We start from the raw sequence: 25,361 nt of genomic DNA on the forward strand, positions 1-25,361 counted from the left end.
AAATCCAGTGACGCCCTGTGCTGCCCGAGCGGCGGCCCCAGCGTGGTGACCTTCACACTCTCGGGTGGCAAGGTAGTGGCGAAGGGGCAATTCCCACCGACCAATTGAGCATCGGCGTGGACCAGCAGCAGCGTGCCCGTGCAGGGATGTCGGTCGACCGCATAGCGCGGACAATCTCGGTGCGGACTTCCTCGGCGGTGCGGGCTCGGGGCGACATCGTCCGGATCAGGACCCGCTGGGTGCCGGGGCCGGGCGGCGGCTGCTGTTGTCGACCGTGGCGCTCAGGTAGTCGATGCCCTTCACAGTGTTCCAATCCATGAGTCGGTGTTTGCTGAACCACTCATCCGGGCATGAGGCACTTACATGTTGGGCGGAGTGGCTGTTGACCAAGAACGAGATCTCGTGTGGGCCAACGGTGCCCGTGCACCGCACCCGAGCCTGCACGCGGTAGACGTCGTCGGTGTCGTTGCGGCAACTGCGATCGTTGCACGACACCCCTTCGGCCAGGTCCGTGGCGTTCGCCGCCGGGGCGAGCGCGCCAGCCGCAGCGGCGATCAGAGCGGCAGTACCCAGACCGACCAGCAACCGTTGAGCCATGCGTGTAACTCCTTATCGACAGTGTCCCGACCCGGAATTCAGCGTGTCGCACAGGAAGTTTGGCGCGCATCGGGGTGAACCCGGAATTCGTCCGCTCACCCACCCTGATTCGCGGTGAGTGCCGCGGCAAAGATCGAAGAAAACGCACCCGGCTGCTCTCGTTTCCGGCCCGTGTCGTGGAATTGGTTCCTGCCCAAGGAGATTGCCACCCTGGTTTCCGGGTGGTCAGGTCCGCATCTGTCGGCGGTTCGGCTCATATTGCGAGGAGCTGGTGGGGTTACCGCCGGAGCCGACCGGCGTAACTATTTGCTGAAGTAGTCATGAAGGATCACGACTACCCGTAGCCCGCAGAACGCGCCGATCGCCAACAGCAGGATGCTGATCACGTAGTTCCCGAAATCGTGTACAAGACCGTACGTGAGCGGCCAGCCACCCAGGCCTCCGAGAGACACCATGTAGAAAAGCCAGAAGAAGAGCGCTTCGCCGTCGAGCTTGCCGCCCCGAGCCGCGGCTCCTTCCTCTCGTTTCTGCCTGACCCACGCCGCGGCGACTGCCGCGCGCAGACGGGCAACATGCGCATTGCGACCAAACATCCCCGAAACCCCCTTGCTCGCAGCACTTTCCGAAGGCATTGCTCGGCCAAGGATATGCACCACCTCCGACATTCCGGGCAGCTCTTCGGCTGCCGCGGCGTCCGGGTCGTGTTGCGATGCGCCTGCACGCAGCAAAAGCGCAGGTAAGGGTGTGCCCTCGGCAGATTCGAGCCTGCGAAGCCTTACGCGTCAGAGGTTTGCCGCGATGGACAGATCAGAACCGACCCTGCCCATACTCTTGCAACATCGGGAGCGCGGCGCGGAGGCCTTCGGCGAATTCTGGGGGAATGACTTCGCGTTCGCTCAGGAAGCGCATGTCGCCCGTTTCGAGGCCGTAGGCAACCCCTTCGATGAGTCCTCGCATATTCATGATCAGCACGCACGCGATGTGCTCGCCATTGGTGGTCGGCTCGGTCGTTGGGGATCGTCTGGATCACCGTCGTCGAGCACGACTCCGAGCGTGAACTCCACGGGTGTCGTGATGGGTGGAATGTGTCCGACAGCAATGGATTCGGCCGTCGCGATCTGATCGACCCAGTCGTAGAACTCGCCATCGATCACATGCCCGACCCTAGTACCAATGCCGCGTAGTTGACGGTTCCGAGTCGGTGTCAACTGTCGAGGATCTCGACGGTGATCGTCGTGCGTACCGGGAGCGGCGCGGGCAGCACGGCGCGGCCGATGCGGCCGGCCCTCGACCTCGACGCCATGGAACCAACCTCCTGAGATGGCACAGCTAATGCTGGCCGGCCAGGTCGGCCTGGGCCTTCTCTTCTGCTGCCGGGGACGGCGCGGCGCTGAACGTCTTGGTCGGGGCGAAGAACGTGGCGGTGACGGCACAGACAGCCAGCAGGATCACCGTGAGGTACAGCGAATCGGTCAGGGCCGAGGCATAGGGTGCTTTGCTGAGGCCGGGGAGGTGACCGGTTTCGCCGGACGCGGCAGGCAGCGAATGCGCCGCCATGCGCGCGGCGAGGAGCGCGCCGATGCCCGCACTACCGAGCACCGAGCCGACCTGGCGGGTGGTGTTGTAGATACCCGAGGCCGCCCCCATCTGCTGCAGCGGCAGGCTCCGCAACGCGGTCGCCGGGAGCGGCGCCCAAATGCAGGAGCTGCCGATACCGCAGAGGACCGACATCACGCACATGAGCGGGATGGACCCGTGCGGGGTGGCGAGGCCGATGAACCACAACACCGCCAGGGTGAACAGGGCGAAGCCGAATGTCAGCAGATAGCGCGGCGCGACCTTGTCCGAGAGCTTGCCTACCGCCGGCGATCCCGCGACTCCGCCCGGATGCATGGTCACGCTGGCCACCCGGACCACGACAAATCAAGACGCCCAGGCATTCCTCGCCGACCTCCGTCACGGCATGCAAGCCGCGATCGCGGCCCGGCTGCGCCGCGCGGTCGACGAGGGCGACCTTCCCGCCGAGGCAACCGTCGACACCATGGCCGCGTTCTACACCACTGTCCACCAGGGCATGTCGATACAGGCCCGCGATGGCGCCACCCGCGCCGACTTGGAGGCCATCGTCACTGCCGCCATGTCCGCATGGGAACCATTGGCAGGCCTGCACTGACGCACCCAGAGCGAGGACATCGACGCCGCCCGGCGCGTCATCGAGCACCTGACAAACCAGGGATTGATCCAGGGCAACAAGGCATTCGGCAACGCCGACCCAGGTCTGTACCAGGTGAAGTTCACCCTCGACCACGATCGCCGTTAGCCGTCCCGGCTGCGCGCGGTTCAGGCGCACAATCACCAAAATGTGTGCCTGAACCAACTTTCCGGCGGACTTGATGGCTCCGTGACGATCGTCGATGCCAGGATTTGCATGAACGCGTGAATACCCGCCAGCGTGTGCGCCGGCATCATGATGTCGCAGAACGGCAGCGCCGCCGCCATCGCACCGGTGGTCGGCTGGAATCGGGAGTCGCCGGCGCGGGGATTGAGCCAGATGACGCGCCAGGCCCGGCGTCGGATCCTGGCCATCGCGCGGGCGAGGACATCGGGGGTTTCGCTGTCCCAGCCGTCCGATGCGATGACGACGACAGCGCCGCGCACGGCGTTGCCGGAAGGAGTCGCGAGCAACGTACCGAGGCACCGGCCGATATGCGTGCCGCCGTACCGGTCGACCACCTTGTCGTTGGCCCGGGCCACCGCGACATCCGGGGAGTGGTGTGCCAGCACCGAGGTCAGCCTGGTCAGCGAGGTGGAGAAGGCGAACACCTCGGGGCGACCGGGCGAACGGCGCTGCATCGCTGCCCGCATCAGGTGCAGGTAGATCGTCGAATACGGCTGCATCGAGCGGCTGACGTCGCAGATCATGACGATTCGGCGCGGGCGGCGCCGGTGGCGTATGCGGACCAGCACCGCCGGCTCCCAGCCGGTGCGGCGGGAGTGGTCCATCGTCGCCCGGAAGTCGATCCGCTTGCCATGCGGATGGTGGCCGTAGCGCCTGCTCCGGCGCTGCGGCCACCGCGCCGACGCCTGCTCCAGCCAGGCGCCGACCGTTCGCAGGTCGTCCGGATCGAAGCGGGCGAACGGCTCCTGTTCCCGGGCCGCGAACCGGCTCGGCAGCACGTCCGGCAGCGCCACGCCCCGGTCGGTCGATCGGTCGGCGCCGGTCGCTGATTGCAGTGTCGCCCAAGGGACTTCACCACCCTGCCCGGACTGTCCCCGACCGCCCGTGCCCGGCGCCGGCGCGCGTTCGGTCGGCAGTCCGTGCGTTCGGCTCGGTGGGTCCACACCCAGCACCGCGTCGGCGAACACCGTCGCGAAGACCGCGTCGAAGGCGGCGAGATCCTGCATGCGATCGACGAGCGTGAGTCGCGCAGCCCAGTAGAGTTCGGTGCGCGACCGCGGCGCCATGCGACGCAGGGCCTGCACGAACAGCGCGGGCCCGCTCGGCGCCACCGCGACGCCACCACGCCGCAGCCGCGCGACCACCGCGACAGCGAACGCGGCCAGATCGACGCGCAGCAGTGCCGCTCGCGTCATCGCTTCCCGCGCATCTGCCTGCGTACCAGGATGATTCCGAGTACGGCCGCGAGCACGAACGCGATGACGGGCGCGTACTTCTTGATCATCGCGGGCCCGACGAGCTCGACCAGATCGAGCGGCTCCGGTTCGGTTTCCGCGACCGGCTGCGCCAGTACCGCTCGGCTGTCCGGACCGGCCGTCGCTGCTGCGGCGGCCGAATCGCCCGCTGCGAGCTTCTCTTCCAGAGAGGCGACGAATTGACCGATCATCTTCTCCGACACCTGCTGCAACATCCCGCTGCCGAACTGGGCGAGCTTGCCGACGATCTTGAGGTCGGTATCCACGGTGACACGGGTGTCGTCGCCGTCTTCGCGCAATTGCGTGGTGATGGTCGCCGCCGCGTTTCCGGATCCGCGTGAATCCCGGCCGCTGCCGGTGATGACGGCGCGATGGTCGTGTTCGTCGCGCTCGACGAAATTCGCCTTCCCGGTGAATTCACTGGTCACCGGGCCGACTTTGACCTTCAGTTTGCCGAGGAAGTCCTCGCCCTCCCAGCCGACCGGCTGCGCCCCGGGCATGAGCGGAACCACCTGTTCGAGATCGGTCAGCACCGCCCAGGCCTGCTCGAGGGGTGCGTGGACGGTGAACTCATTGGCGATCTTCATCGGAGTATCTCTCTCATCCGGTAGCCAGGCTTCGGGTGTATTCGGCGAATGCCTCGTGGACCGTGGTGCGGTCGTCGGGTGTTTTCGCCAGTGCGCTGAGCGCGGCGACCGCCTCCGGCGCGGTGAGATCGGCGACGCCGAGCATCACCAGCGCGGCGATCCAGTCGATGGTCTCGGCGACGCCGGGCGGCTTGTCGAGATCGAGATCGCGAGCGCGGCCCACGAATTGGGTGGCGCGCTCGATCAGCGCGTCAGTGGCCCCCGGCACGGTGCGTCGCACGATCGCCACCGCGCGGGCCGGTTCCGGGTAGTCGATCCAGTGGTAGAGGCAGCGCCGCCGCAGCGCGTCGTGCAGGTCGCGACTGCGGTTCGAGGTCAGCACCGCGAGCGGCGGATGTTCGGTGACAAAGGTCCCGAGTTCGGGAACGGTCACCGTGGCCTCACCGAGGAATTCGAGCAGCAGCGCTTCGAATTCGTCGTCGGCACGGTCGATTTCGTCGATCAACAGCACCGGGGGCGTCGGGCCGCGATATCGCACACAGCGCAGGATCGGGCGGTCGACCAGATAGGCCTCGGTGAACAGGTCGGCTTCGGTGAGCTCGGCGCCACGCGCCTCGGCGAGCCGGATGCTGAGCAGCTGACGCTGGTAGTTCCAGTCGTACAGCGCTTCGCTCACGGTGAGGCCCTCGTAGCACTGCAAGCGGATCAGCGGTGCCCCCAGCACGGTGGCCAGGGTCTTCGCCGCCGTCGTCTTGCCCACTCCCGGTTCACCTTCCAGCAGCAGCGGCCGGCCCAATGCGGTGGCCAGATAGAAGGCGGCGGCGGTTCCGGTATCGAGCAGGTAGTCGTCGGCGTCGAATCGCCGCACCACGTCCTCGATATCGTCGAACGGCGACATCATGGCGACGTCGCGGCGCGCAGGCGCTGGTAGTCGTCCCAGGTGTCGACGTCCAAGGGCGCCGGTGCGTCGACGTCGAGTTGCGACACCGGGACGCGGCCCGACTCGATGATCTTCCACACGGCCTTGTCGCCGTGCAATCGCGCCAGCTCGCCGAATATGCTGCGACTCAGCCAAAATGGATGCCCGATACCGTCGTGGTAGCGGCAGACCGTGATCACGGCGGACGTTCCCTCGGCGATCAGTCGCTCGACGGTCGCCGCCGACAGACCCGGTTGATCACCGAGCATCAGCACGATTCCGGCGGCCCGAGGACGCACCAGGTTCAGGGCCGAATGCAACGACGACGAACAGCCCGAACGGAAATCTTCGGCCAGGACGACCTCCACCCCGGTGAGATCGACCTGCTGGGCCACCGCCGCCGCCGCGCCGCCGAGGGTGACGATGATCTGATCGAACGCGCAGGACCGCACCACGTCGAGGGTGGCGCCGAGAATCGTCGTATTCCGGTACGGCAGTATCTGTTTCGCCGTGCCGAGACGCTGTGAGGTTCCCGCCGCGAGCACCACTCCGGTGACGACCCCGTTCGTCATGAGCCTGTCCTCGTCGCTGCGAAGGAGGTGCGGCAGCCGGAGCTGCAGAACCAGTGGTCGGCACCGTCGACAGTGAGATGCGGGGTGTCCGGCCCGACGGTCACGGTCATGCCGCACACCGGATCGAACACCTCGATCGCGACCCTCGCCGCGCGGGGCATGACGGCCAAGCCGCCTTTGCGGATCGCCTGGATCACTTCCGCGACAATCGAGACCGCTATCTCCGCGGACGTCTTGGCGCCGATCGGCAAACCCACCGGGGTGCGTACGCGAGCCCGCTCGGCGTCGGTCAATTCGAGGTCGTCGAGGATCGACGCGCCCCGAATCGTGCTGGCCACCAAGCCGATGTACCCCACGCCCGCGTCGAGCGCGACGCGGATCATCTCGGCCTCCGGGCCACCGTGGCTGGCGATCACCACCACCGTCGTATCGGCCAGCGCATCCAGTGAGCCGGCTTCGACAGCACCGCGCCGCACCCCGAAACCCACCAGTTCGCAGATGTCGGCCAAGGCATCCGCGATGGGAGTCGCGCCGCAGATGCGCACCAGCGGCGCCGGGATCTGCGGCTCCAGGAAGATCTCCAGCGCTCCACCGGACAGACAGGGATTCACCACCACCGCAGCGCCGGGCGCTTCGGGAAAATGCAGATCGCCGTCGGGCAATACGCGCAGCAGCACACTCTCGTGCGACTGCAGGGCACCCAGCGCCGCCTTGCGGACCGAGTTCTGGGCGCACTGGCCGCCGACGAATCCTTCGATCGTCCCGTCCTGCAACAGGATCGCCTCGTCCCCGGCGTGCGCCGAGGTCGGCTGCTGGGCGCGCACGACGGTCGCGTGCACGAACGGGGTCCGCGTGCGGACCAGCTCCTGGGCACGGTCGTTCATCTTCATCGGTGATCCCATCCCACTCAGATGGGCGGTGCGGCCCGGCCCTGCATCGCGTCCCACACCCGCGACGGCGTCAACGGCATGTCGGCGTGCCGGACCCCGAACGGCGCCAGCGCATCCACCACCGCGTTGACCACCGCCGCCGGCGATCCGACCGTGGCGGATTCGCCGATGCCCTTCGCGCCGATCGGATGATGCGGCGACGGTGTGACCGTGTACCCGGTCTCGAAATGCGGAACCTCGAGCGCCGTCGGGATGAGGTAGTCCATCAGCGATCCGCCGAGGCAGTTGCCGTCCTCGTCGAAGGCCATGATCTCCATCAGCGCCATGCCGATGCCATCGGTGATGCCGCCGTGCACTTGCCCCTCGATGATCATCGGATTGATCCGGGTGCCGCAGTCGTCGACGGCGAGGAAGCGCCGCACCTTCACCACGGCCGTCCCCGGGTCGATGTCGACGACGCAGAAGTACGCACCGTAGGGGAAGGTGAGATTCTCCGGGTTGTAACAGATCTGCGCGTCGAGTCCGCCTTCGATCCCCTCGGGCAGATCACCGGCGCCGTGTGCGCGCATCGCGATCTGCTGGATCGTCACGGCCGCGGACGGATCGCCCTTGACATGAAACGAGCCCTTCTCCCACTCGAGGTCGGCGACGGAGACCTCGAGCATGCCCGACGCGATGATGCGCGCCTTGTCGCGCACCTTCCGCGCCACCAGTGCGGCGGCGGCGCCCGAGACCGGTGTCGACCGGCTGCCGTAGGTGCCGAGGCCGAAGGGTGTCTGATCGGTGTCGCCGTGCACCACGTCGATGTCGTCGGGCGGGATGCCGAGTTCCTCGGCGACGATCTGGGCGAACGTCGTCTCGTGCCCCTGCCCCTGAGTCTGAACCGACAGCCGCACAACGGCTTTGCCGGTCGGATGGACACGCAGCTCGCACCCGTCGGCCATCCCGAGTCCGAGGATGTCCATATCCTTGCGCGGACCCGCGCCCGCGGCCTCGGTGAAGAAGGACATCCCGATGCCCATCAACTCGCCGCGGGCGCGCCTGTCCCGCTGTTCTTTACGCAAGGCGTCGTAGCCGATCATGTCCATCGCCAGGCGCATGGTCTTCTCGTAGTCGCCGGAGTCGTAGACCCAGCCGGTCTTGCTCTTGTACGGGAATTGCTCGGCGCGAAGAAGATTCCGCAGCCGCAACTCGGCCGGATCCATCTTCAGCTCGTAGGCGAGGCAATCCACCAACCGCTCGACGAAGTAGACGGCCTCGGTGACCCGGAACGAGCACGCGTAGGCGACCCCGCCGGGGGCCTTGTTGGTGTAGACCGCGGTCATCTTGCAGTAGGCGGCCTCGATGTCATAGCTACCGGTGAAGACGCCGAAGAAGCCCGCCGGATACTTCAGCGGCGCGGCCGTGCCGTTGAAGGCACCGTGATCGGCGAGCACGGTCGACCGGATGGCCAGGATCTTGCCCTCGGTGGTGGCGGCGATTTCGCCGACCATGATGTAGTCGCGGGCGAATCCGGTGCTGGTGAGGTTCTCGCTGCGATCCTCCATCCACTTCACCGGTTTGCCCAGCAACAGCGACCCGACGATGGCGCAGACGTATCCCGGATAGATGGGGACCTTGTTGCCGAATCCGCCGCCGATATCGGGTGAGATCACCCGGATCTTGTGTTCGGGCAGTCCGGCCACCATCGCGTAGATCGTGCGGTGGGCGTGCGGCGCCTGACTCGTCGACCACAGCGTGAGCTTCCCCGTCACGGGATCGAGATCGGCGACGGCGCCGCAGGTTTCCATCGGGGCGGGATGCACTCGCGGATAGACGATCTCCTGCTTCACCACGACATCGGCGCGCGCGAACACCGCCTCGGTCGCGGCGGCATCGCCGGTCTCCCAGTCGAAGCAGTGGTTGTCCCGCTTGCCCTCGAGATCGTCGCGGATCACCGGCGTATCGGGCGCCAGTGCGGTCCGGGCGTCGATCACCGGATCGAGCATCTCGTACTCGACATTGATGAGCTCCAACGCATCACGCGCGGAGTAGCGATCCTCGGCGACGACGAAGGCCACCTCCTGGCCCTGGAATCGGACCTTGTCCGTCGCCAGCACGGCCTGCACATCGTTGGACAGCGTCGGCATCCAGGCCAGACCCTTCGCCGCGAGGTCCGCACCGGTGACGACCGCCTTCACCTTCGGATGTGCCTGTGCCGCAGAGACATCGACGCTCACGATCCGCGCGTGCGCGAACGGGGAACGCAGGATCGCCATATGCAGCATGCCGGGCAGCTGCACATCGTCGACATAGTTGCCGCGCCCGCGAATGAACCGCGGATCCTCCTTGCGGAGCATCCTGCCGTGACCGCACGGCTTGCGGTCGTTGTCGACCCGGTCTTCGGGCCGGGGCTCGACGGCGGTCATGACGTGCTCCCTACCGGCGTCGGCGTGGCCGCGGGTTCGGGCTCCACCGCTTCGCCTCGTTGCTTGGCCGCGGCCCACTGGATCGACCGCACGATGGTCGTATATCCGGTGCAGCGGCAGATCTGGCCCGAGATCGCCTCTCGAATGGTCTGCTCGTCGGGATTCGGATTGCGGTCGAGCAGGGCGCGGGCGGTGATCATCATTCCGGGCGTGCAGAAGCCGCACTGCAACCCGTGACACTGCATGAAGCCCTCCTGCACGGGATCGAGCCGACCGTCCACCTCGAGCCCCTCGACAGTGCGCACCGCGTGGCCGTCGGCCATGACGGCCAGCATCGTGCACGACTTCACCGGTTCGCCGTCGACCTCCACCACACAGGTGCCGCAGTTGCTGGTGTCACACCCCCAGTGGGTTCCGGTGAGCCGCAACTGATCTCGCAGGAAATGCACCAGCAGGATGCGAGGCTCGACCTCCGCGGTCACCGGCTCGCCATTGACGGTCATGGTTACCTGCATGGTTAATTCCCTTCCAGCGCAGATTCGTTCAGGACGCGCTCGACCGCGGTACGCAGCACGCGAATCGTCAGTTCGGACGCGAGATGGCGCTTGTAGTCCGCACTGCCGCGGGCATCGGTGACAGGTGAGCACGCTGCGCTCGCGCGGCGGCCCGCCTCCGCGAAGACGTCTTCGCTGGGCGGCCCGCCGATGAGTGCGTCGACCGCTCCGGCCAGCGCCGCCGGATCGGGGTTGACCGCCGTCAGACCGATCCGTGCGGCCGCTATCGTCTCGCCGCGCAGTGTCACGGTCGCCCCTGCCGCCGCGATCGCCCAGTCGCCGACCCGGCGCTCCACCTTCGCGTAGGCACTCGAGGTCCGATGCCGCACCGGAATTCGGATCTCGATCAGAAGTTCGTTGTGCGCCATGGCGGTTTCGTACGGACCGACCAGGAAGTCGTCCATGGCGATCTCCCGGTCGCCGGACGGCCCGCGCACCAGGCAGGTGGCGCCGAGGACCGTGCAGACCGTGGTGAGATCCTCGGCGGGATCGGCCTGGCACAGCGAGCCGCCGATCGTGCCGCGATTGCGCACGACCGGATCGGCGATCACGCGCTCGGCGTCACGGAAGATCGGGCACACCGCGGCGAGATCGTCGGACTCGAGCAGATACCGATGCCGGACCATCGCACCGATGCGCACCAGGGTCGGATCGGTGACGATGTAGCCCAGTTCGGCAGCCAGGTCGTTGATGTCGATGAGATATTCCGGATTGGCCAGCCGCAGCTTCATCATCGGCAGCAGGCTGTGCCCGCCCGCCACGATGCGTGCCTCCTCGCCGAGCCGGTCCAGTAGTCCGATGGCGTGGTCCACGCCCGTTGCGCGCTCATATTCGAATGGCCCAGGAACTTGCACGTGATCTACCTCACATCAATGGAAGAAGCTCAGCCTCTGTCCCGCTGATGCGGTCGTCAAGACCGAGTTAAGCAATCGCTTAACTGGCTGTTTGCGTCCTGTGGTGGATGCGGCCGCCGGTCCGGGTCAGGGAGCGACCGTGCCCTCCCCAGCGGCGCGCGATGATCTCCGCCGCGATGGACACCGCCGTCTCCTCGGGTGTCCGGCCGCCCAGATCCAGCCCGATCGGGCTGGCGAGCCGGGCGAGCTGCTCGTCGGTGAGACCTGCGTGTCGCAGCCGGGTCAGCCGCTCCTCGTGCGTGCGGCGCGACCCCATGGCGCCGACATAGCCGATCTCCGGCGCGCGCAGGGCCACCTCGAGCAGTGGAACGTCGAACTTGGGATCGTGGGTCAGCACGCAGACGACGGTCTGCGAATCGATCGCACCGGCTTCGATCTGCGCGGCCAGGTAGCGGTGCGGCCAGTCGACGACGACCTCGTCGGCGGTCGGGAAACGGGCGGAGGTGGCGAAGACCGGCCGCGCGTCGCACACCGTCACCCGGTACCCGAGGAACGACCCCTGCTGTGCGAGGGCGGCTGCGAAATCGATCGCCCCGAACACCAGCATCCGCGGCTGCCGGGCATAGCTGGCGACGAAAACCGCCATGCCCTCGCCGCGGCGCTGCCCGTCGGGACCGTAGGACAGCACCTCGCTGCGGCCTGCCGCGAGCAGCCCGCGTGCGTCATCGGTCACCGCATCGTCGGCGCGCGCCGACCCCAGGGTGCCGTGCGCGGTGCCCGGCCGGATCAGCAGCCGTCGCCCTACCCGGGCGGCGTCGGGGTGCTCGATGACGGTCGCGACCGCGACCGGCCGGTCCGCGGCGATCTCCGCGGCGACCTCGCCGAGCTCCGGAAACGTTGCCCGCGAGACCGCCTCGACGAAGATGTCGATGATGCCGCCGCAGGTGAGACCGACGGCGAATGCGTCGTCGTCGGAGATGCCGAACCGCTCCAGCACCGGACGACCGGTCCGGATGACGTCGGTGGCGAGTTCGTAGACCGCGCCCTCGACGCAGCCACCGGAGACCGAACCGCCGACCGTCCCGTCCGAGGCGACCACCATGGCCGCGCCCGGCGGTCGCGGCGCCGAACGGAAGGTCCGCACGACCGTAGCGACCCCCGCCGTGCCCCCGCCGTTCCAGGTTTTCATCAGATCCGTGAGCACGTCCTGCATGGTGCGTCCTCCGGGCGCGATGCGGCTGTAGGCACTGCGTCCACCTCCAAACTAGACTCGGCTTGTGACGCCCGCCCAGCTTCGGGCCTACTCGACGGTGGTGCGGCTCGGCTCCGTCCATGCGGCGGCCAGAGAGCTGGGGATATCCGACGCCGGTGTCTCGACGCACATCGCGCAGTTGCGCAAAGAGCTCGACGACCCGCTGTTCACTCGCACCGCGGCCGGTCTGGCCTTCACGCCCGGTGGGTTGCGCCTGGCCAGCCGGGCGATCGAGATTCTCGGACTACAGCGCCAGACCGCCATCGAGGTGAGCGAGGCGGCGCACGGGCGGCGGCTGCTCCGGATCGCGGCCTCGAGCGCGTTCGCCGAACATGCCGCGCCCGGCCTCATCGACCTGTTCGCGGCGCGGGCGAGAGATCTGTCGGTCGAGCTGAGTGTTCATCCCACCAGCCAGTTCCGCAGCTTGATCGAGACCCGTGCGGTGGACATCGCGCTGGGACCCGGGCAGAACGAGACCGACACGACCATCACCACCCGTCCGTTCCTGAAGTACCAGATCATTTCGGTCGCGCGCCCCGACAGCCCGCTGGCGGACGTCCCACCGTATCCGGCGCTGCTGCGGGAGCAGCAGTGGATGCTGGGACCGGGCGCCGGCAGTGTCGACGGGCCTATCGCGACCATGCTGCGCGAGTTGGCGATTCCCGAATCACACCAGCGGATCTTCCAGAGCGACGCGGCCGCCCTCGAAGAGGTCCGCCGGGTCGGGGGCATCACCCTCGCGATCGGCTTCGCCGTCTCCTCCGACCTCGCGGCCGGTCGGTTGACCCGCATCAAGGGAGCCGGCCTTCAGGTATCCGACGAGTGGCGCGCGACCACTCTGCCACCCGACACCCGACAGCCCGCGGTGTCGGAACTGCTGCGGTTCATCGCCACCCCGCGATGCATCCAGGCGATGATCCGCGGGTCCGGGGTCGGAGTCACCCGGTTCCGCCCGAAAGTGCATGTGACGTTGTGGAGTTGACCCGACTGACCGGCCAGATTTCCGCGCCGAGACAACGAGGGAGCAGCACATGGACGACGAGTTCGAAGGCACGCCGCGCCTCACGGCCTTCCCGCGCATCGACGACTACGGTTTCATCTCCGACTGCGAGGTCACTGCGCTGATCGCCCCCAGCGGGGCCATCGAGTGGATGTGTCTGCCTCGCATCGACTCCGCCAGTGTCTTTGCGGCCATCCTGGATCGCTCCGCCGGTTCGTTTCGGTTCGCCCCGGTCGAATTCATGGTGCCCACCGATCGCCGCTACGTCCCCGGGACGATGGTCATGGAGACGAGTTGGCGCAGTGGCGAAGGGTGGGCGACGGTTCGTGATGCGCTGCTGGTCGGGCCCTGGCGGCACCAGACACCCGGCCACAGCGCCCATCGTCGAACCCCCACCGACTACGACGCCGAGCACATATTGCTGCGGACGGTGCACTGTGAGACCGGGCAAATCCAGTTCGGGCTCGACTGCCAGCCGTCCTTCGACTACGGCAAGAATCATGCCCATTGGGAGTACCTCGACAGTTACTACCTCGCGCAGGCCAGCGCCGACGGGACCGATCTGGAGTTGACGCTCAGCACCGACATGCGCTTGGGACTGGAGGGTACGCACGCGCTTGCGCGCACCCTGCTGAAGGCGGGCGACACCCGCTTCTGCGCGCTCTCCTGGGGCAGTCGCAACGCGCCCACCGCCGTCGACGAGGCCGAAGAACGGCTGCTGCGGACGATCCATCATTGGCGGCACTGGCTCGCCGGCGGGCGGTTTCCGGACCATCCCTGGGCTGCCCAGCTGACTCGCAGCGCGCTGACCCTCAAGGGGCTGACCTTCGCACCCACCGGTGCCATCAGCGCCGCTGCCACCACTTCACTACCCGAAACACCAGGTGGACAACGCAATTGGGACTATCGCTACTCGTGGATACGTGACTCCGCCTTCGCGCTGTGGGGCCTGTACACACTGGGCTTCAGCTGGGAGGCGAACGACTTCTTCTCCTACATCACGAACTTGACCGAAGGCGTCCGCGACATGCAGATCGTCTACGGCATCGGCGGCGAAAGCGACCTCACCGAGCAGACCCTCACCCACCTGCGCGGCTACGAGAATGCCAGCCCCGTACGCATCGGCAACGACGCGTACCGGCAACGCCAGCACGATGTGTGGGGCGCTGCGCTGGACGCGGTCTACCTCTACGCGCGCAACCAGGACCGAATCGACGCGCGCGCCTGGCCGGTCCTGGGCCGGGCGGTCAAGAGCGCCCTCACCTACTGGCGCGAGCCCGACCATGGCATCTGGGAAGTGCGCGGCAAGCCTCAGCACTTCACCTCCAGCAAGGTGATGTGCTGGGTTGCCGCCGACCGCGGTGCCCGGCTGGCCCGCATCCACCAGGACTTCGAACGCGCGCATCGCTGGCAACAGGCCGCGGACGAAATCCACGCCGACATATGCGCTCATGCGGTCGACTCCCGGCAGGTGTTCACCCAGTACTACGGCAGTACGGCGCTGGATGCTTCGGCCCTGCTCATCCCGCTGGTTCGTTTCCTGCCTCCCGATGACGAGCGGGTACGCAACACGGTGTTGGCCATCGCCGACGAATTGACCGAGGACGACCTCGTATTGCGGTACCGAGTCGGTGAAACCGACGATGGATGCACCGGGGAAGAAGGCGCCTTCACGATCTGCTCGTTCTGGCTGGTCTCGGCACTGTCGGAGATCGGCGAGAAGAAACGAGCCAAACAGCTGTGCGAGAAACTGCTCGCCTACGCCAGCCCCCTCGGCCTCTACGCCGAGGAGATCAACCCCCGAACCGGCCGGCATTGGGGCAACTTCCCCCAGGCGTTCACCCACCTCGCGCTGATCAATGCCGTCATGCACGTCATCCAGGACGAACAAGCCGTCACGCGGCAGGCACTCGGCGGGGAATCGATCTCCCCGCGGCTCGACGATGCATCATTCTCGCTGGGATACATCCGGTGAGTCGCCACCGGCAGGCTCAGTGACGTTTGGTGATCACGACCTGAACCCGCCGGGAGTGAGTGGAACAGCAACGGTTTGCGTGACGCTACGGAGAAGACGTCGATTCCTGTTGTGGCACTGAGCATTTGATGACCTTTCCGAGGCCACCCGCTATCGAGTCCGTTTCACCCGAGCCGAAGGGGGATACCCCAGGCAGGCACCCCCTCGAAACCGCCTCTGATCAGGAGAGTTTCGGGCTGCGGCCGGCGATCTCCCGCATGATCCCGAGCCGGCTCGCGCACTGCCGATCGGAGGCGGTTTTTGCTGCCCGAACGGTGCGGATTGGTCTATAGTTCCCGATACGCCGGATTAGTTGCAATTTTTCTAAAGTTAATACTTTCGATGACATCATCAACACTATCCGACCGCCCCGCGCGACACAGGTTCAGCCAGTTCGATCTACCTCGACGGGCCGGACCTGTGTACGCCCTCAGGATCCACCGAACAAGGCCGAGATCGTCCGATCGAAGCACTCGGCCGGCAACGAAAGAGGTTAGGAATGCGTTCGACGCCGATCAGCTCGCTGGTCCGCGGGCAGATCCTGCGCTGCTATGACTGCGGTCTGCTATGCAAGCCCGCCGCCCTCCGCCCCGGCGACGACTCCTGCCCGCGGTGCCACGCGCACCCGCTGGTGATCATCAGTACGTCGGGGCGGTACGGCAGCGAATGCGGCCCACGGCAGTCCACCCGGAACGACGTATGAACTACCCCGGTCCAGGTCCACAATCAGCGCGCCGATAGCGAGACGACAACGCCGCGGCCAATCGGATACGAGCGGCTTCAGCATCCGACCGATGCCGCCACCCGCGTAGCTGATTGCTAATGTTCGCAACCGAACATATGAGCAACCGGAAGAAGGACCATGCCCACCGCAACCCTCAACGGGATCCGACTGAACTACGACGTCACCGGAACTGGTCCCCTCGTCGTCCTGGTGATGGGATCCGGAAGCCCCGGGCGCGTCTGGCGGACCTATCAGGTACCGGCTTTGGTCAAGGCGGGATTCCGGGTGGCGACTTTCGACAACCGCGGCATCGCGCCCTCGGACGAATGCGCGGACGGCATCACCATGGCCGATCTGGTGGCCGATACTGCCGCGTTGATCGAGTACCTCGGTGGCGGACCTGCTCACGTCGTCGGTACATCGATGGGCGCTCGAGTGGTCGCCGAGCTGGCCCTGTCTCGGCCGGATCTGGTCGGCAAGGCCATTCTGCTGGCGGCGACAGGCCGCCCGGATCCGGTCGCCCAGACGCTCAATCGCGGCGAGCAGGCGCTGATCGACGAAAGCGTCTCGCTGCCACCACAATACGCGGCCGCGATCAAGGCGATCCTCAACCTGTCCCCGCATACGCTCGGTGACGACGAGCGCGCTCAGCAGTGGCTGGACATCTTCGACTACAGCTCGAGCGCAAAGCCGACGGCGGGCGTGCGAGCGCAGCTGGGCATGGACCGTTCCCGCGATCGGCTGGCCGACTACGGGCGCATCGGAAGGCCCTGCCTGGTGGTGGGATTCGCCGACGACCGGATGGTCCCGCCCGCGTTGTGCCGCGAGGTCGCCGCCGCCATACCCGGCGCACGCTTCATCGAGATCGACAAGTGCGGGCACTACGGCTATCTCGAACAGCCCGACGAGGTCAATCGCGTCCTCATCGAATTCCTCACCGCCGGCTGAGGTTCGAATCCACCCCGAACAGGAGACCCATGACCGCCCTACCGCCCTGCCCCGAATGCTCGAGCGAGTACACCTACGAGATCGGGTCGCTGCTGACCTGCCCGGAGTGCGCGCACGAGTGGACCGCCGCGCCGAGTTCGGACACCGACGACGCCGAGGAGGGCGTGATCCGGGACTCGGTCGGCAATGTCCTCACCGACGGTGACACGGTCACGGTGATCAAGAGCCTCAAGGTCAAGGGCAGCCCGAACCCGATCAAGGCGGGGACGAAGGTCCGCAACATCCGCCTGGTCCAGGGCGTCGGGGACCACGACATCGACTGCAAGGTGGACGGATTCGGCGCGATGCAGCTCAAGTCCAGTGTGGTCAAGAAGGTCTGACGCGAAATACCTGAACCACCCAGGCTTCATAATTTCGGCATTGCGCAATCAGTAGAGTCCTGAAGCAGTTTCTGATAAACCTTCTACCCGTGGGCGAAATTCTCATCGAGGTTCTCGTCGACGCGCCGGACCGGCGGTAGCGCGCCGTGGGCTGGGTGCGGAAGATGCTGCGGATCGGTCGGGTCGCCGAGCCACGACCCGACCTGCCTCCGCGGGCGGATGCGCCCGCGGAGGTGCGTGGTTCACTGCAGTTGCGGCATGTGGACGCGGGCTCGTGCAATGGCTGCGAGGTGGAGATCACCAGCGTGTTCGGGCCCGTGTACGACGCGGAGCGCTACGGCGCACGGCTGGTCGCCTCCCCACGTCATGCCGATGGGCTGCTGGTCACCGGGGTGGTCACCCGGAACATGGCCGAAGCCCTGCGCCGCACGCACGCCGCGACACCCGGCCCGAAGGTCGTGATCGCCTGTGGCGACTGTGCGTTGAACCGGGGCGTATTCGCCGACGCGTACGGGGTGGCGGGCGCGGTCGGCGAGGTGGTGGCCGTTGATATCGGTATTCCCGGATGCCCGCCGCCGCCGGAGGCGATCGTGGCCGCGCTGCGTTCGGTGACCGGACGGTGACGGCGACAGTCGAGGCGACAGCGGCACCGGTTCCCGTGCGCCGCAACACTTTCAGCGCCTCGATGGCGGGCGTCGTCACGAGTGTGCTGGGGGCGCTCGGGGTGGCCGCGGGTCTCGGTGGCGTGTTCGGCCCGGCGCGTTCGCTGAGTATCGGCTGGTTGCTACCGCTGTCGGGGGTATCTCTGCAGCTGGATCGTGTCGGTGGTTTCTTCCTGGCGCTGACCGGCGCGGTGGCGATCCCGGTGGGCATCTATCTGATCGGTTATGCCCGGCGGGAGCATCTGGGGCCGGTGCCCCTCGCGGTGGTGCCGCTGTTCGTGGGGGCGATGCTGCTGGTTCCCGCGGCCGGGTCGGTGACGACGTTCCTGCTTGCCTGGGAGTCGATGGCGGTTGCGTCGCTGGTGCTGGTGTTCACCGAACATCGGCGGCCTGTCGCGCGGCGGTCGGGTGTGTTCTATGCGGTGATGACCCAGTTGGGTTTCGTCGCGATCCTCGCCGGGTTGATGGTGGCCTCCGCTTCGGCGGGCGGGGCGGATCGGTTCGACCGGCTCACCGGCGTCTCCGAAGGAGCGCGAGCGGTCGTTTTCACACTGACCGTGGCGGGCTTCGGTTCCAAGGCCGGGCTGGTGCCGTTGCACGCGTGGTTGCCGCGCGCGCATCCCGAAGCTCCGAGCCCGGTGTCGGCGCTGATGAGCGCGGCAATGGTGAATCTCGGGGTCTACGGCATCGTCCGCTTCGATCTGCAGCTGCTGGGCCCGGGTCCGCGCTGGTGGGGTCTGACGCTGATGATCGTCGGCGGCGTGACCGCCGTGTACGGGGTGTTGCAGGCGTCGGTGCAGTCGGATCTCAAACGACTGCTGGCGTTTTCGACCACCGAGAACATGGGCTTGATCATCCTCGCGCTGGGGACCGCGACCCTGTTCTCCGACGCGGGCGCGATCTCGGCCGCCACCGTGGCCATGGCGGCGGCGATGCTGCATCTGATCGCACACGCGGCGTTCAAATGCCTCGGATTCCTGGCCGCGGGTTCGGTGCTGGCCGCGACCGGACTGCGGGATCTGGACCGGCTCGGCGGCCTGGCGCGGCGGATGCCCGCCACCACAACGCTGTTCGGCATCGCGGCGCTCGGAGCGTCCGGGTTGCCGCTGGGCGCGGGCTTCGTCAGCGAATGGCTGCTGGTCCAGTCGTTGATCCACACACGGACACAGAGCGATTCAGTGGTGGCGTTGGCGGCTCCGCTGGCGGTCGGTGCGGTCGCACTGACCGCCGGTTTGGGTGTGGCGACGATGGTGAAGGCGTTCGGCATCGGATTCCTCGCCCGACCGCGCTCACCCCAGGCCGCCGAGGCTCGCGAGTCCTCGGCGTCGATGACGGCGGGGATGACGGTCGCCGCCGGGGCATGCGTGGTCCTGGCTGTGCTGCCGTTGGTCGCCGGGCCGGTGATTCGTGCCGTGACCGGTTCCCTGCCCGCGTCGCGGATGAACGAATTCACCGGTCTGGGCTGGACGATTCGCCTGCCGGGGCTCAGGGGCAGTATCGCGCCCGCCGGGATCGCCGCCGTGGTCGTCGTCGCCGTCGTGGCGGTCGCGGTCCTGATGCGGTGGCGTGCGCGGAACAACCCGGCGCCGGCGGAGCTGCCCTTGTGGGCGTGCGGCGCGGATCAGCCGACCGCGCGGATGCAGTACACGGCAACGTCATTCGCCGAGCCGCTGCAGCGGGTGTTCGACGACGTACTGCGCCCGGACACCGATATCGAGATCACGCCTCTGGCCGAGTCTCGGTATCTGGTGGAGAAGGTCGCCTATCGCGCGCGGATCGCGGATGCGGTCGAGGACCGGCTGTACCGTCCCATGGTCCGGGCGATCCGACTGGCGGCGCTGACGGTTGCTCGCGCGCACACCGGCAACGTGCACCTGTACCTCGCCTATGGCGCGCTCGGAGTGCTGATCGTCCTGGTGGTCTCCCGGTGAGCGCGACAGCGTATGCGGCCGGGGCCGTGCAGATCGGTGGCGTCATCGCCGGTGCGCCACTGGTTCTCGGCGCCATGCGGCAGGTCCGCGCGCGGGCAGAAGGGCGGGCCGGAGCTGGGATCCTGCAACCGTGGCGAGATCTGCGCAAACAACTGAGCAAACAGTCGATCACGCCGGTCGGCACCACGCTCGTCTTCGCCGCCGCGCCGCTGGTGCTGGCGGCGACGACACTGGTGATCGCCGCGGTCGCGCCGCTGGTGGCGACCGGGTCGCCACTGGACGGCACGGCCGATCTGTTCGCCGTGGTGGGCCTGCTGTTCGTCGGCACGGTGGCCTTGGCGCTGGGCGGCATCGACACCGGCACCGCGTTCGGCGGGATGGGGGCCAGCCGGGAGACAGTGATCGCTGCGCTGGTCGAGCCAACCATCCTGCTGTCGGTGTTCGCACTGTCGATTCCCGGCGGCTCGTCGAATCTCGGTGCGCTGGTCGCGAATACCCTCGATCACCCCGGCCAGGTGCTGTCGTTGAGCGCGGTCCTGGCCGCGGCGGCACTGGTGGTCGTGATTATCGCCGAGACGGGGCGACTGCCGGTTGACAACCCGGCCACCCACTTGGAGCTGACCATGGTGCACGAGGCGATGGTGCTCGAATACGCCGGGCCCAGACTGGCATTGGTCGAGTGGGCGTCGGCGATGCGGTTGACCGTGCTGCTCGCCCTACTGGCGAACCTGTTCCTGCCATGGGGAATCGCGGGCGGTCAGCCCGGCGTGATCGCCGTCGCCGTGGGCGTGGTCGCCATCACGGTCAAGGTATCGGTGCTGGCAATGCTGCTCGCCTTCGCGGAGGTGTTCATCGCCAAGCTCCGATTGTTCCGGGTACCCGAATTGCTGGCGGGCTCTTTCCTGTTGGCGCTGCTGGCGGTCACCGCCGCCAGCTTCTTCACCTCCCGAGGAGGAGCGTGAGCGAGGCCGGATACGCGAGTGTGCTCGACTTCGCCGCGGGTGCACTGGTACTCGCGGCGGTGTTCGTGGTGTGGCGCCGCGACCTGCGCGCGATCGCCTGGCTGCTCGGCGCGCAGGGCGCCGCGCTGGCGATCATCCCGATCGTGCAGGGCATCCACCACCGCGACGGCCCGCTGCTCGGGGTGGGCACGGCTGTCCTGGTGTTGCGCGCCGGGGTACTGCCGTGGCTGCTGGCGCGGGCGATCGGCGCCGAGCGCCGCGAATACCGGGAGGCCACACCACTGGTGAACACCGCGGCCTCACTGCTGATCGCGGCCGCGTTGACGGTGACAGCGTTCGGCGTCACCCGGCCGCTGGTGAACCTCGAGACGACCCCGGAGACCGCCGCGGTCCCGGCGGCGTTCGCGGTCATCCTGATCGCGCTGCTGGTGATGGCCACCCGCCGCCACGCCGTCTCGCAGGCGGCCGGATTCCTCATGCTGGACAACGGGATCGCCGCCACGGCGTTCCTGCTCACCGCCGGTGTTCCGCTGATCGTCGAGCTGGGCGCATCCCTGGATGTGTTCTTCGCGGTCGCCATCATCGGCGTCCTCACCGGTAGGTTGCGCCGCGCGTTCGGCGGCGCCGACCTCGACCAGCTACAGGAGCTGCACGACTGATGACAGCCCTGATCCTCACCGCGATCCTCGCGCCCGTCGGCGCGGCCGCAATCGGCGCCCTCGCCGGATGGCGGCGCGGCACAGCCGTTCTCACCACGCTCAGCGCGCTCACGATCCTGGCCTGCGGGGCAGTCCTCGGCGGCCGGCTACACGGGCAGACGCACGTCATGGCCGACGGGTTGCTGCGGGCGGACGCGCTGTCGGTGACCATGCTGCTCGTCATCGGCGTCGTCGGCGCCCTGGCAACCTGCGCCGGCACCGACTATATCGATGCCGAACTCGCGCACGGCCACACCGATCCGCGCGGGGCGCGCACCTATGCCGGGCTGGTGCCCGCGTTCCTGGCAGCGATGGCACTCGCGGTGTGCGCCAACAATATCGGCGTGATCTGGGTGGCCGTCGAAGCCACCACCGTGGTCACCGCATTCCTCGTCGGGCATCGGCGCACTCGGACCGCGCTCGAGGCCACCTGGAAGTACACGGTGATCTGCTCGGTCGGCATCATCGTCGCCTTCCTGGGCACAGTGCTGCTGTACTTCGCCGCCCGCCACGCCGGGGCACCCAGTGAGCAAGCGCTGGATCTCAACGTATTGCTCACGTACGCAAGCCATCTCGATCCGAGCGTCACCCGCTTGGCCGGCGGACTGCTTTTGATCGGCTATGGCGCTAAAGCAGGTCTGGTGCCGTTCCATACCTGGCTGGCCGACGCCCACAGCCAAGCGCCGGCACCGGTGTCGGCCTTGATGAGCGGGGTGTTGCTGGCGGTAGCGCTGTCCGTCGTGTTGCGCATCAAACCGATCGTCGACGCGGCCACCGGTACCGGATATCTGCGCGGCGGTCTGCTGATCGTGGGCTTGGCCACGCTGCTGATCGCGGCGTCCATGCTCACGGTCACCCGGGATCTCAAACGGCTGCTGGCCTATTCGTCCATGGAGAACATGGGTCTGATCGCCATCGCCGCCGCGGCGGGAACCCGGCTGGCGATCGCGGCGCTGCTGTTGCACGTCCTCGCCCACGGGATCGGCAAGACCGTGCTGTTCCTGTCCACCGGCCCACTGCAGGCCGCCCACCAGTCCACCGCTATCGCCGCCATCACCGGCGTCGCTTCCCGATCCCGGCTGATCGGCGTGGCCTTCGCGGTGGGGACCGTCGCGCTGCTCGGTTTGCCGCCGTTCGCGATGTTCGCCAGTGAACTGGCCATCGCCCGGTCGCTGGCCGACGCGCGCCTGGCGTGGGTGCTGGGCTTCGCGCTGCTGTTGATCGCCATCGCGTTCGCCGCCCTGGTGCGCAATGCCAGTCGCATCCTGCTCGGCGGCGTTCCCGAGGGCGCGCCCACCATCGCGGTACCCGTCTCGATGGCACTGGCACTGGTCGCGGGAGTGGCGCTTTCGATAGCACTCGGCGTCACGGCCGGACCGCTCACGAACCTGTTCGCCACCGCCGCCGAGCAGGTGATGTCGCGGTGACTTCAGATCAGGCCCAGCGGATACGCCGCGTCGTCACACCCGGCGAACTCCGCGACGCCGCCGAGGACCTGTTCGTGGACGGCCACCGGTTGGGGCTGGTCGCCGCCCACGACGACGGTGACGGCGGGCTGCGCGTCGTGTACCTGTTCCTCGCGGGACGGCCCGACCGGCGGGTGGAGCTGGAATGCCCTCTGCCCGCGCATGATCCGGCGCTTCCGTCGCTCGCGTACATGTCGTTTCCGGCGGGCCGGTTCGAGCGGGAAATGATGGACCTCTACGGTGTTCGCCTGCTCGGCCATCCGCGCCCACGCCGCCTGGTCCGGCACGCGCACTGGCCCGATGACTGGTACCCCATGCGCGCGGACGCGCAGGACAGGCCGGTTTTCGAGGGGGCCGGTGAACTGCGATTCCTCACCGTCGGCGGCAGCGGTGTGTACGAGATCCCGGTCGGCCCGGTGCACGCGGGGATGATCGGACCCGGCCATTTCCGGTTCTCCGTCGTCGGGGAGACCGTGGTGCGGCTCAAGGCCCGCCTCTGGTACGTCCATCGCGGCATCGAGCGGCTGTTCCACGGCCGGGCCGCGACCGGCGCGGTCGATCTCGCCGAGCGCGTCAGCGGCGACACCTCCGCCGGTCACGCGCTGGCCCACAGCCTAGCGGTCGAGGAAGCCTGCGCGATCACCGTGCCCGACGAGGTTCATCGGTTGCGCGCCATGCTGGTCGAGATGGAGCGGCTCTACAACCACGCCACCGACCTCGGCGCGCTGGCCAATGACGTCGGATACGGGCTGGCCAACGCCCACGCCCTGCGCATTCGCGAGCGTGTGCTGCGGATGAATGCCGCCGTGACCGGGCATCGCTTGTTGCGTGGCGCGATCGCGCCGGGTGGAGTTGCACTGCGCGCGATGCCAGACGCGCGCGAGTTGCTGTCGCTGGCAACCGATCTCGCCGAAATCGCCGAACTCACCCTGCGGAATGGGGTGGTCTTCGACCGGTTCGCCGGCACCGGCATCCTCACCGGTGACGACGCCCGTGCGCTCGGCTGCCTCGGCTACCCCGCGCGCGCCAGCGGTCTGACCACCGACGCGCGCCTGGACCATCCTTTCGTCGAGCTGCCCGTCACCGAGGTCCGCGCCGATACCGGGGACGTGCTCGCCCGCTTCACCACGCGCCGAGACGAATTCGCCGCATCCATCGCCCTTGTCACCGCGCTTGCCGAATCACCGGGCGGCCCATTCGAATTCACGGCGCCACCGAACCACCAGAGGCCGGGCAGCGGGGTCGGGATCGTAGAGGGCTGGCGCGGCACCATCGTGCACCGTGTAGAGGTCGACGCGGCCGGACGGCTGACGCGCGCCAAGATCGTCGACCCGTCGTGGTTCAACTGGCCGGCCTTGCCGGTCGCGATGAGCGAGACGATCGTCCCGGACTTCCCGCTGGTCAACAAGAGTTTCAACCTCTCCTATGCGGGAAACGACCTATAGCTCAGCTCGAGGCGATTGCGCTGTTTGCTAAACTCTGCAATCAGAAGGCGGTCATCGGTACGAATTCCGCCACAGTGGAAGGAGTGGCGCACATGCCAGAACAGCAACGGCCGCTCTACCAGATGAAAGCCGACTTCTTCAAAACTCTCGGCCACCCCGTACGCATCCGCGTCCTCGAACTGCTCAGCCAGCGTGACCGCCCCGTCGCCGAAATGCTCGTCGAGATCGGCGTCGAACCGGCCAACCTGTCGCAGCAGCTGTCCATCCTGCGCCGCGCCGGTCTGGTCACGGCCCGCCGCGAGGGACTTTCGGTGACCTACGAGCTCACCTCCCCCGAGGTCGCCGAACTGCTCGCGGCCGCCCGGGCCATTCTCACCGGCGTCGTGGCCGGGCAGGCCGAAGCCCTGGAACAGCCCGCCTGATCGAACCCACGCACCCCCAACGGGCGGGTGTGTGCGCCGTCACTTATTGCAGGTTTTCTAAACTCATTACCTAGTAGTTTCGCGAAGGAGATAGTCGCCGTGACCGAACAGTCCAACACCGTCGCCGGGACCGTGCAGGCGCCGACCGACCACGAGGACATCCTGGCCTGGGTCGCGGAGGTCGCTGAGTTGACCGCGCCCGAGCGCATCGTCTACTGCGACGGGTCCCGCGACGAATGGGATCGGCTCACCGCCGAGCTGGTGGCCAAGGGGACCTTCGTCCCGCTGCCGGCCAAGCCCAACTCCTTCTGGTGTGTCTCTGATCCCGATGATGTGGCACGGGTGGAGGACCGGACTTTCATCTGCTCGGCGAACAAGGCCGATGCCGGGCCGACCAACAACTGGGTCGATCCGGTCGATAT

At 67.5% G+C, this 25,361-nt stretch carries 26 protein-coding genes and 1 pseudogene; 13 read left to right on the plus strand and 14 right to left on the minus strand.

Features of this window, described 5'->3' with window-relative positions:
• Positions 1-225 precede the first annotated feature (225 nt).
• The 5 genes from AB0L60_RS41265 to AB0L60_RS41285 form a co-directional block, all read right to left on the minus strand.
• Entirely contained in the window at positions 226-597 is a 372-nt protein-coding gene (locus AB0L60_RS41265) for a hypothetical protein (protein ID WP_364626016.1), read from the minus strand.
• Positions 598-899: 302 nt separating this feature from the next.
• Positions 900-1,325: a hypothetical protein gene (locus AB0L60_RS41270; RefSeq protein WP_364626019.1), complete on the minus strand. Its 426-nt coding sequence runs from the start codon at positions 1,323-1,325 to the stop codon at positions 900-902.
• 79 nt (positions 1,326-1,404) lie between these two features.
• Positions 1,405-1,569 carry a hypothetical protein gene (locus tag AB0L60_RS41275; RefSeq protein WP_364626021.1) on the minus strand — a complete coding sequence of 55 codons (165 nt, stop codon included), beginning with the start codon at positions 1,567-1,569 and terminating at the stop codon, positions 1,405-1,407.
• On the minus strand, positions 1,563-1,751 hold the full coding sequence (locus AB0L60_RS41280; RefSeq protein ID WP_364626024.1) for a hypothetical protein: 189 nt from the start codon (positions 1,749-1,751) through the stop codon (positions 1,563-1,565). The genes AB0L60_RS41275 and AB0L60_RS41280 overlap by 7 nt, the downstream gene beginning before the upstream one ends.
• 175 nt (positions 1,752-1,926) lie before the next feature.
• A complete protein-coding gene (locus tag AB0L60_RS41285; RefSeq protein ID WP_364626078.1) occupies positions 1,927-2,490 on the minus strand; it encodes an MFS transporter in 564 nt (187 codons plus the stop codon).
• Between AB0L60_RS41285 and AB0L60_RS41290 the strand changes: the two genes are divergently transcribed.
• Positions 2,489-2,770, plus strand: coding sequence for a hypothetical protein (locus AB0L60_RS41290; protein WP_364626027.1), 282 nt, complete (start codon positions 2,489-2,491; stop codon positions 2,768-2,770). The genes AB0L60_RS41285 and AB0L60_RS41290 overlap by 2 nt on opposite strands.
• A gap of 179 nt (positions 2,771-2,949) precedes the next feature.
• Here the strand turns inward: AB0L60_RS41290 and AB0L60_RS41295 are convergent, their stop codons facing one another.
• From AB0L60_RS41295 to AB0L60_RS41335, 9 genes are all read right to left on the minus strand, one after another.
• Positions 2,950-4,191 carry a VWA domain-containing protein gene (locus tag AB0L60_RS41295; protein WP_364626030.1) on the minus strand — a complete coding sequence of 414 codons (1,242 nt, stop codon included), beginning with the start codon at positions 4,189-4,191 and terminating at the stop codon, positions 2,950-2,952.
• Positions 4,188-4,838: an SRPBCC family protein gene (locus AB0L60_RS41300; protein WP_364626033.1), complete on the minus strand. Its 651-nt coding sequence runs from the start codon at positions 4,836-4,838 to the stop codon at positions 4,188-4,190. The genes AB0L60_RS41295 and AB0L60_RS41300 overlap by 4 nt, the downstream gene beginning before the upstream one ends.
• A gap of 13 nt (positions 4,839-4,851) precedes the next feature.
• Positions 4,852-5,739, minus strand: coding sequence for a MoxR family ATPase (locus AB0L60_RS41305; RefSeq protein WP_364626035.1), 888 nt, complete (start codon positions 5,737-5,739; stop codon positions 4,852-4,854).
• Entirely contained in the window at positions 5,736-6,329 is a 594-nt protein-coding gene (locus AB0L60_RS41310) for a nucleotidyltransferase family protein (RefSeq protein WP_364626038.1), read from the minus strand. The genes AB0L60_RS41305 and AB0L60_RS41310 overlap by 4 nt, the downstream gene beginning before the upstream one ends.
• The gene (locus tag AB0L60_RS41315; protein WP_364626041.1) at positions 6,326-7,219 is read right to left on the minus strand and encodes an XdhC family protein; all 894 of its coding nucleotides are present in this window, start codon (positions 7,217-7,219) and stop codon (positions 6,326-6,328) included. The genes AB0L60_RS41310 and AB0L60_RS41315 overlap by 4 nt, the downstream gene beginning before the upstream one ends.
• Before the next feature lie 17 nt (positions 7,220-7,236).
• Positions 7,237-9,627, minus strand: a complete 2,391-nt coding sequence (locus tag AB0L60_RS41320; RefSeq protein ID WP_364626044.1) for an aerobic carbon-monoxide dehydrogenase large subunit — start codon at positions 9,625-9,627, stop codon at positions 7,237-7,239.
• Positions 9,624-10,142, minus strand: coding sequence for a (2Fe-2S)-binding protein (locus AB0L60_RS41325; RefSeq protein ID WP_364626047.1), 519 nt, complete (start codon positions 10,140-10,142; stop codon positions 9,624-9,626). The genes AB0L60_RS41320 and AB0L60_RS41325 overlap by 4 nt, the downstream gene beginning before the upstream one ends.
• A 2-nt stretch (positions 10,143-10,144) precedes the next feature.
• Positions 10,145-11,035 carry a xanthine dehydrogenase family protein subunit M gene (locus AB0L60_RS41330; protein ID WP_364626050.1) on the minus strand — a complete coding sequence of 297 codons (891 nt, stop codon included), beginning with the start codon at positions 11,033-11,035 and terminating at the stop codon, positions 10,145-10,147.
• A gap of 79 nt (positions 11,036-11,114) precedes the next feature.
• Positions 11,115-12,248, minus strand: coding sequence for an XdhC/CoxI family protein (locus tag AB0L60_RS41335; protein WP_364626053.1), 1,134 nt, complete (start codon positions 12,246-12,248; stop codon positions 11,115-11,117).
• A 64-nt stretch (positions 12,249-12,312) separates the two neighbouring features.
• Here AB0L60_RS41335 and AB0L60_RS41340 point away from each other — a divergent pair, with 64 nt between their 5' ends.
• The 12 genes and pseudogenes from AB0L60_RS41340 to AB0L60_RS41395 form a co-directional block, all read left to right on the plus strand.
• On the plus strand, positions 12,313-13,269 hold the full coding sequence (locus AB0L60_RS41340) for a LysR family transcriptional regulator (protein WP_364626056.1): 957 nt from the start codon (positions 12,313-12,315) through the stop codon (positions 13,267-13,269).
• A 49-nt stretch (positions 13,270-13,318) separates the two neighbouring features.
• The gene (locus AB0L60_RS41345) at positions 13,319-15,262 is read left to right on the plus strand and encodes a glycoside hydrolase family 15 protein (RefSeq protein ID WP_364626058.1); all 1,944 of its coding nucleotides are present in this window, start codon (positions 13,319-13,321) and stop codon (positions 15,260-15,262) included.
• A gap of 901 nt (positions 15,263-16,163) precedes the next feature.
• Positions 16,164-16,973: an alpha/beta hydrolase gene (locus AB0L60_RS41350; protein ID WP_364626061.1), complete on the plus strand. Its 810-nt coding sequence runs from the start codon at positions 16,164-16,166 to the stop codon at positions 16,971-16,973.
• 29 nt (positions 16,974-17,002) lie between these two features.
• Positions 17,003-17,353, plus strand: a complete 351-nt coding sequence (locus AB0L60_RS41355) for a zinc ribbon domain-containing protein YjdM (RefSeq protein WP_354848337.1) — start codon at positions 17,003-17,005, stop codon at positions 17,351-17,353.
• 146 nt (positions 17,354-17,499) lie between these two features.
• Positions 17,500-17,976: an oxidoreductase gene (locus tag AB0L60_RS41360; protein ID WP_364626065.1), complete on the plus strand. Its 477-nt coding sequence runs from the start codon at positions 17,500-17,502 to the stop codon at positions 17,974-17,976.
• A gap of 62 nt (positions 17,977-18,038) precedes the next feature.
• Complete coding sequence (locus tag AB0L60_RS41365) at positions 18,039-19,946, plus strand: proton-conducting transporter membrane subunit (RefSeq protein WP_364626081.1); 1,908 nt, start codon at positions 18,039-18,041, stop codon at positions 19,944-19,946.
• A complete protein-coding gene (locus AB0L60_RS41370) occupies positions 19,943-20,908 on the plus strand; it encodes an NADH-quinone oxidoreductase subunit H (protein WP_364626068.1) in 966 nt (321 codons plus the stop codon). Before AB0L60_RS41365 ends, AB0L60_RS41370 begins: the two co-directional genes overlap by 4 nt.
• Positions 20,905-21,567 (plus strand): hypothetical protein, encoded by a 663-nt coding sequence (locus AB0L60_RS41375; RefSeq protein ID WP_364626071.1) that lies wholly within the window; start codon positions 20,905-20,907, stop codon positions 21,565-21,567. The genes AB0L60_RS41370 and AB0L60_RS41375 overlap by 4 nt, the downstream gene beginning before the upstream one ends.
• Entirely contained in the window at positions 21,567-23,033 is a 1,467-nt protein-coding gene (locus AB0L60_RS41380; RefSeq protein WP_364626074.1) for a proton-conducting transporter membrane subunit, read from the plus strand. The genes AB0L60_RS41375 and AB0L60_RS41380 overlap by 1 nt, the downstream gene beginning before the upstream one ends.
• A 20-nt stretch (positions 23,034-23,053) precedes the next feature.
• The gene (locus AB0L60_RS41385; protein ID WP_364626084.1) at positions 23,054-24,517 is read left to right on the plus strand and encodes an NADH-quinone oxidoreductase subunit C; all 1,464 of its coding nucleotides are present in this window, start codon (positions 23,054-23,056) and stop codon (positions 24,515-24,517) included.
• Between the two features lie 92 nt (positions 24,518-24,609).
• The gene (locus tag AB0L60_RS41390) at positions 24,610-24,939 is read left to right on the plus strand and encodes a metalloregulator ArsR/SmtB family transcription factor (RefSeq protein WP_354848354.1); all 330 of its coding nucleotides are present in this window, start codon (positions 24,610-24,612) and stop codon (positions 24,937-24,939) included.
• A gap of 99 nt (positions 24,940-25,038) precedes the next feature.
• A pseudogene (locus AB0L60_RS41395) lies at positions 25,039-25,361 on the plus strand (phosphoenolpyruvate carboxykinase); the annotation flags it as partial.

This window comes from Nocardia sp. NPDC051981, from assembly GCF_040680715.1.
Classification (GTDB): Bacteria; Actinomycetota; Actinomycetes; order Mycobacteriales; family Mycobacteriaceae; genus Nocardia.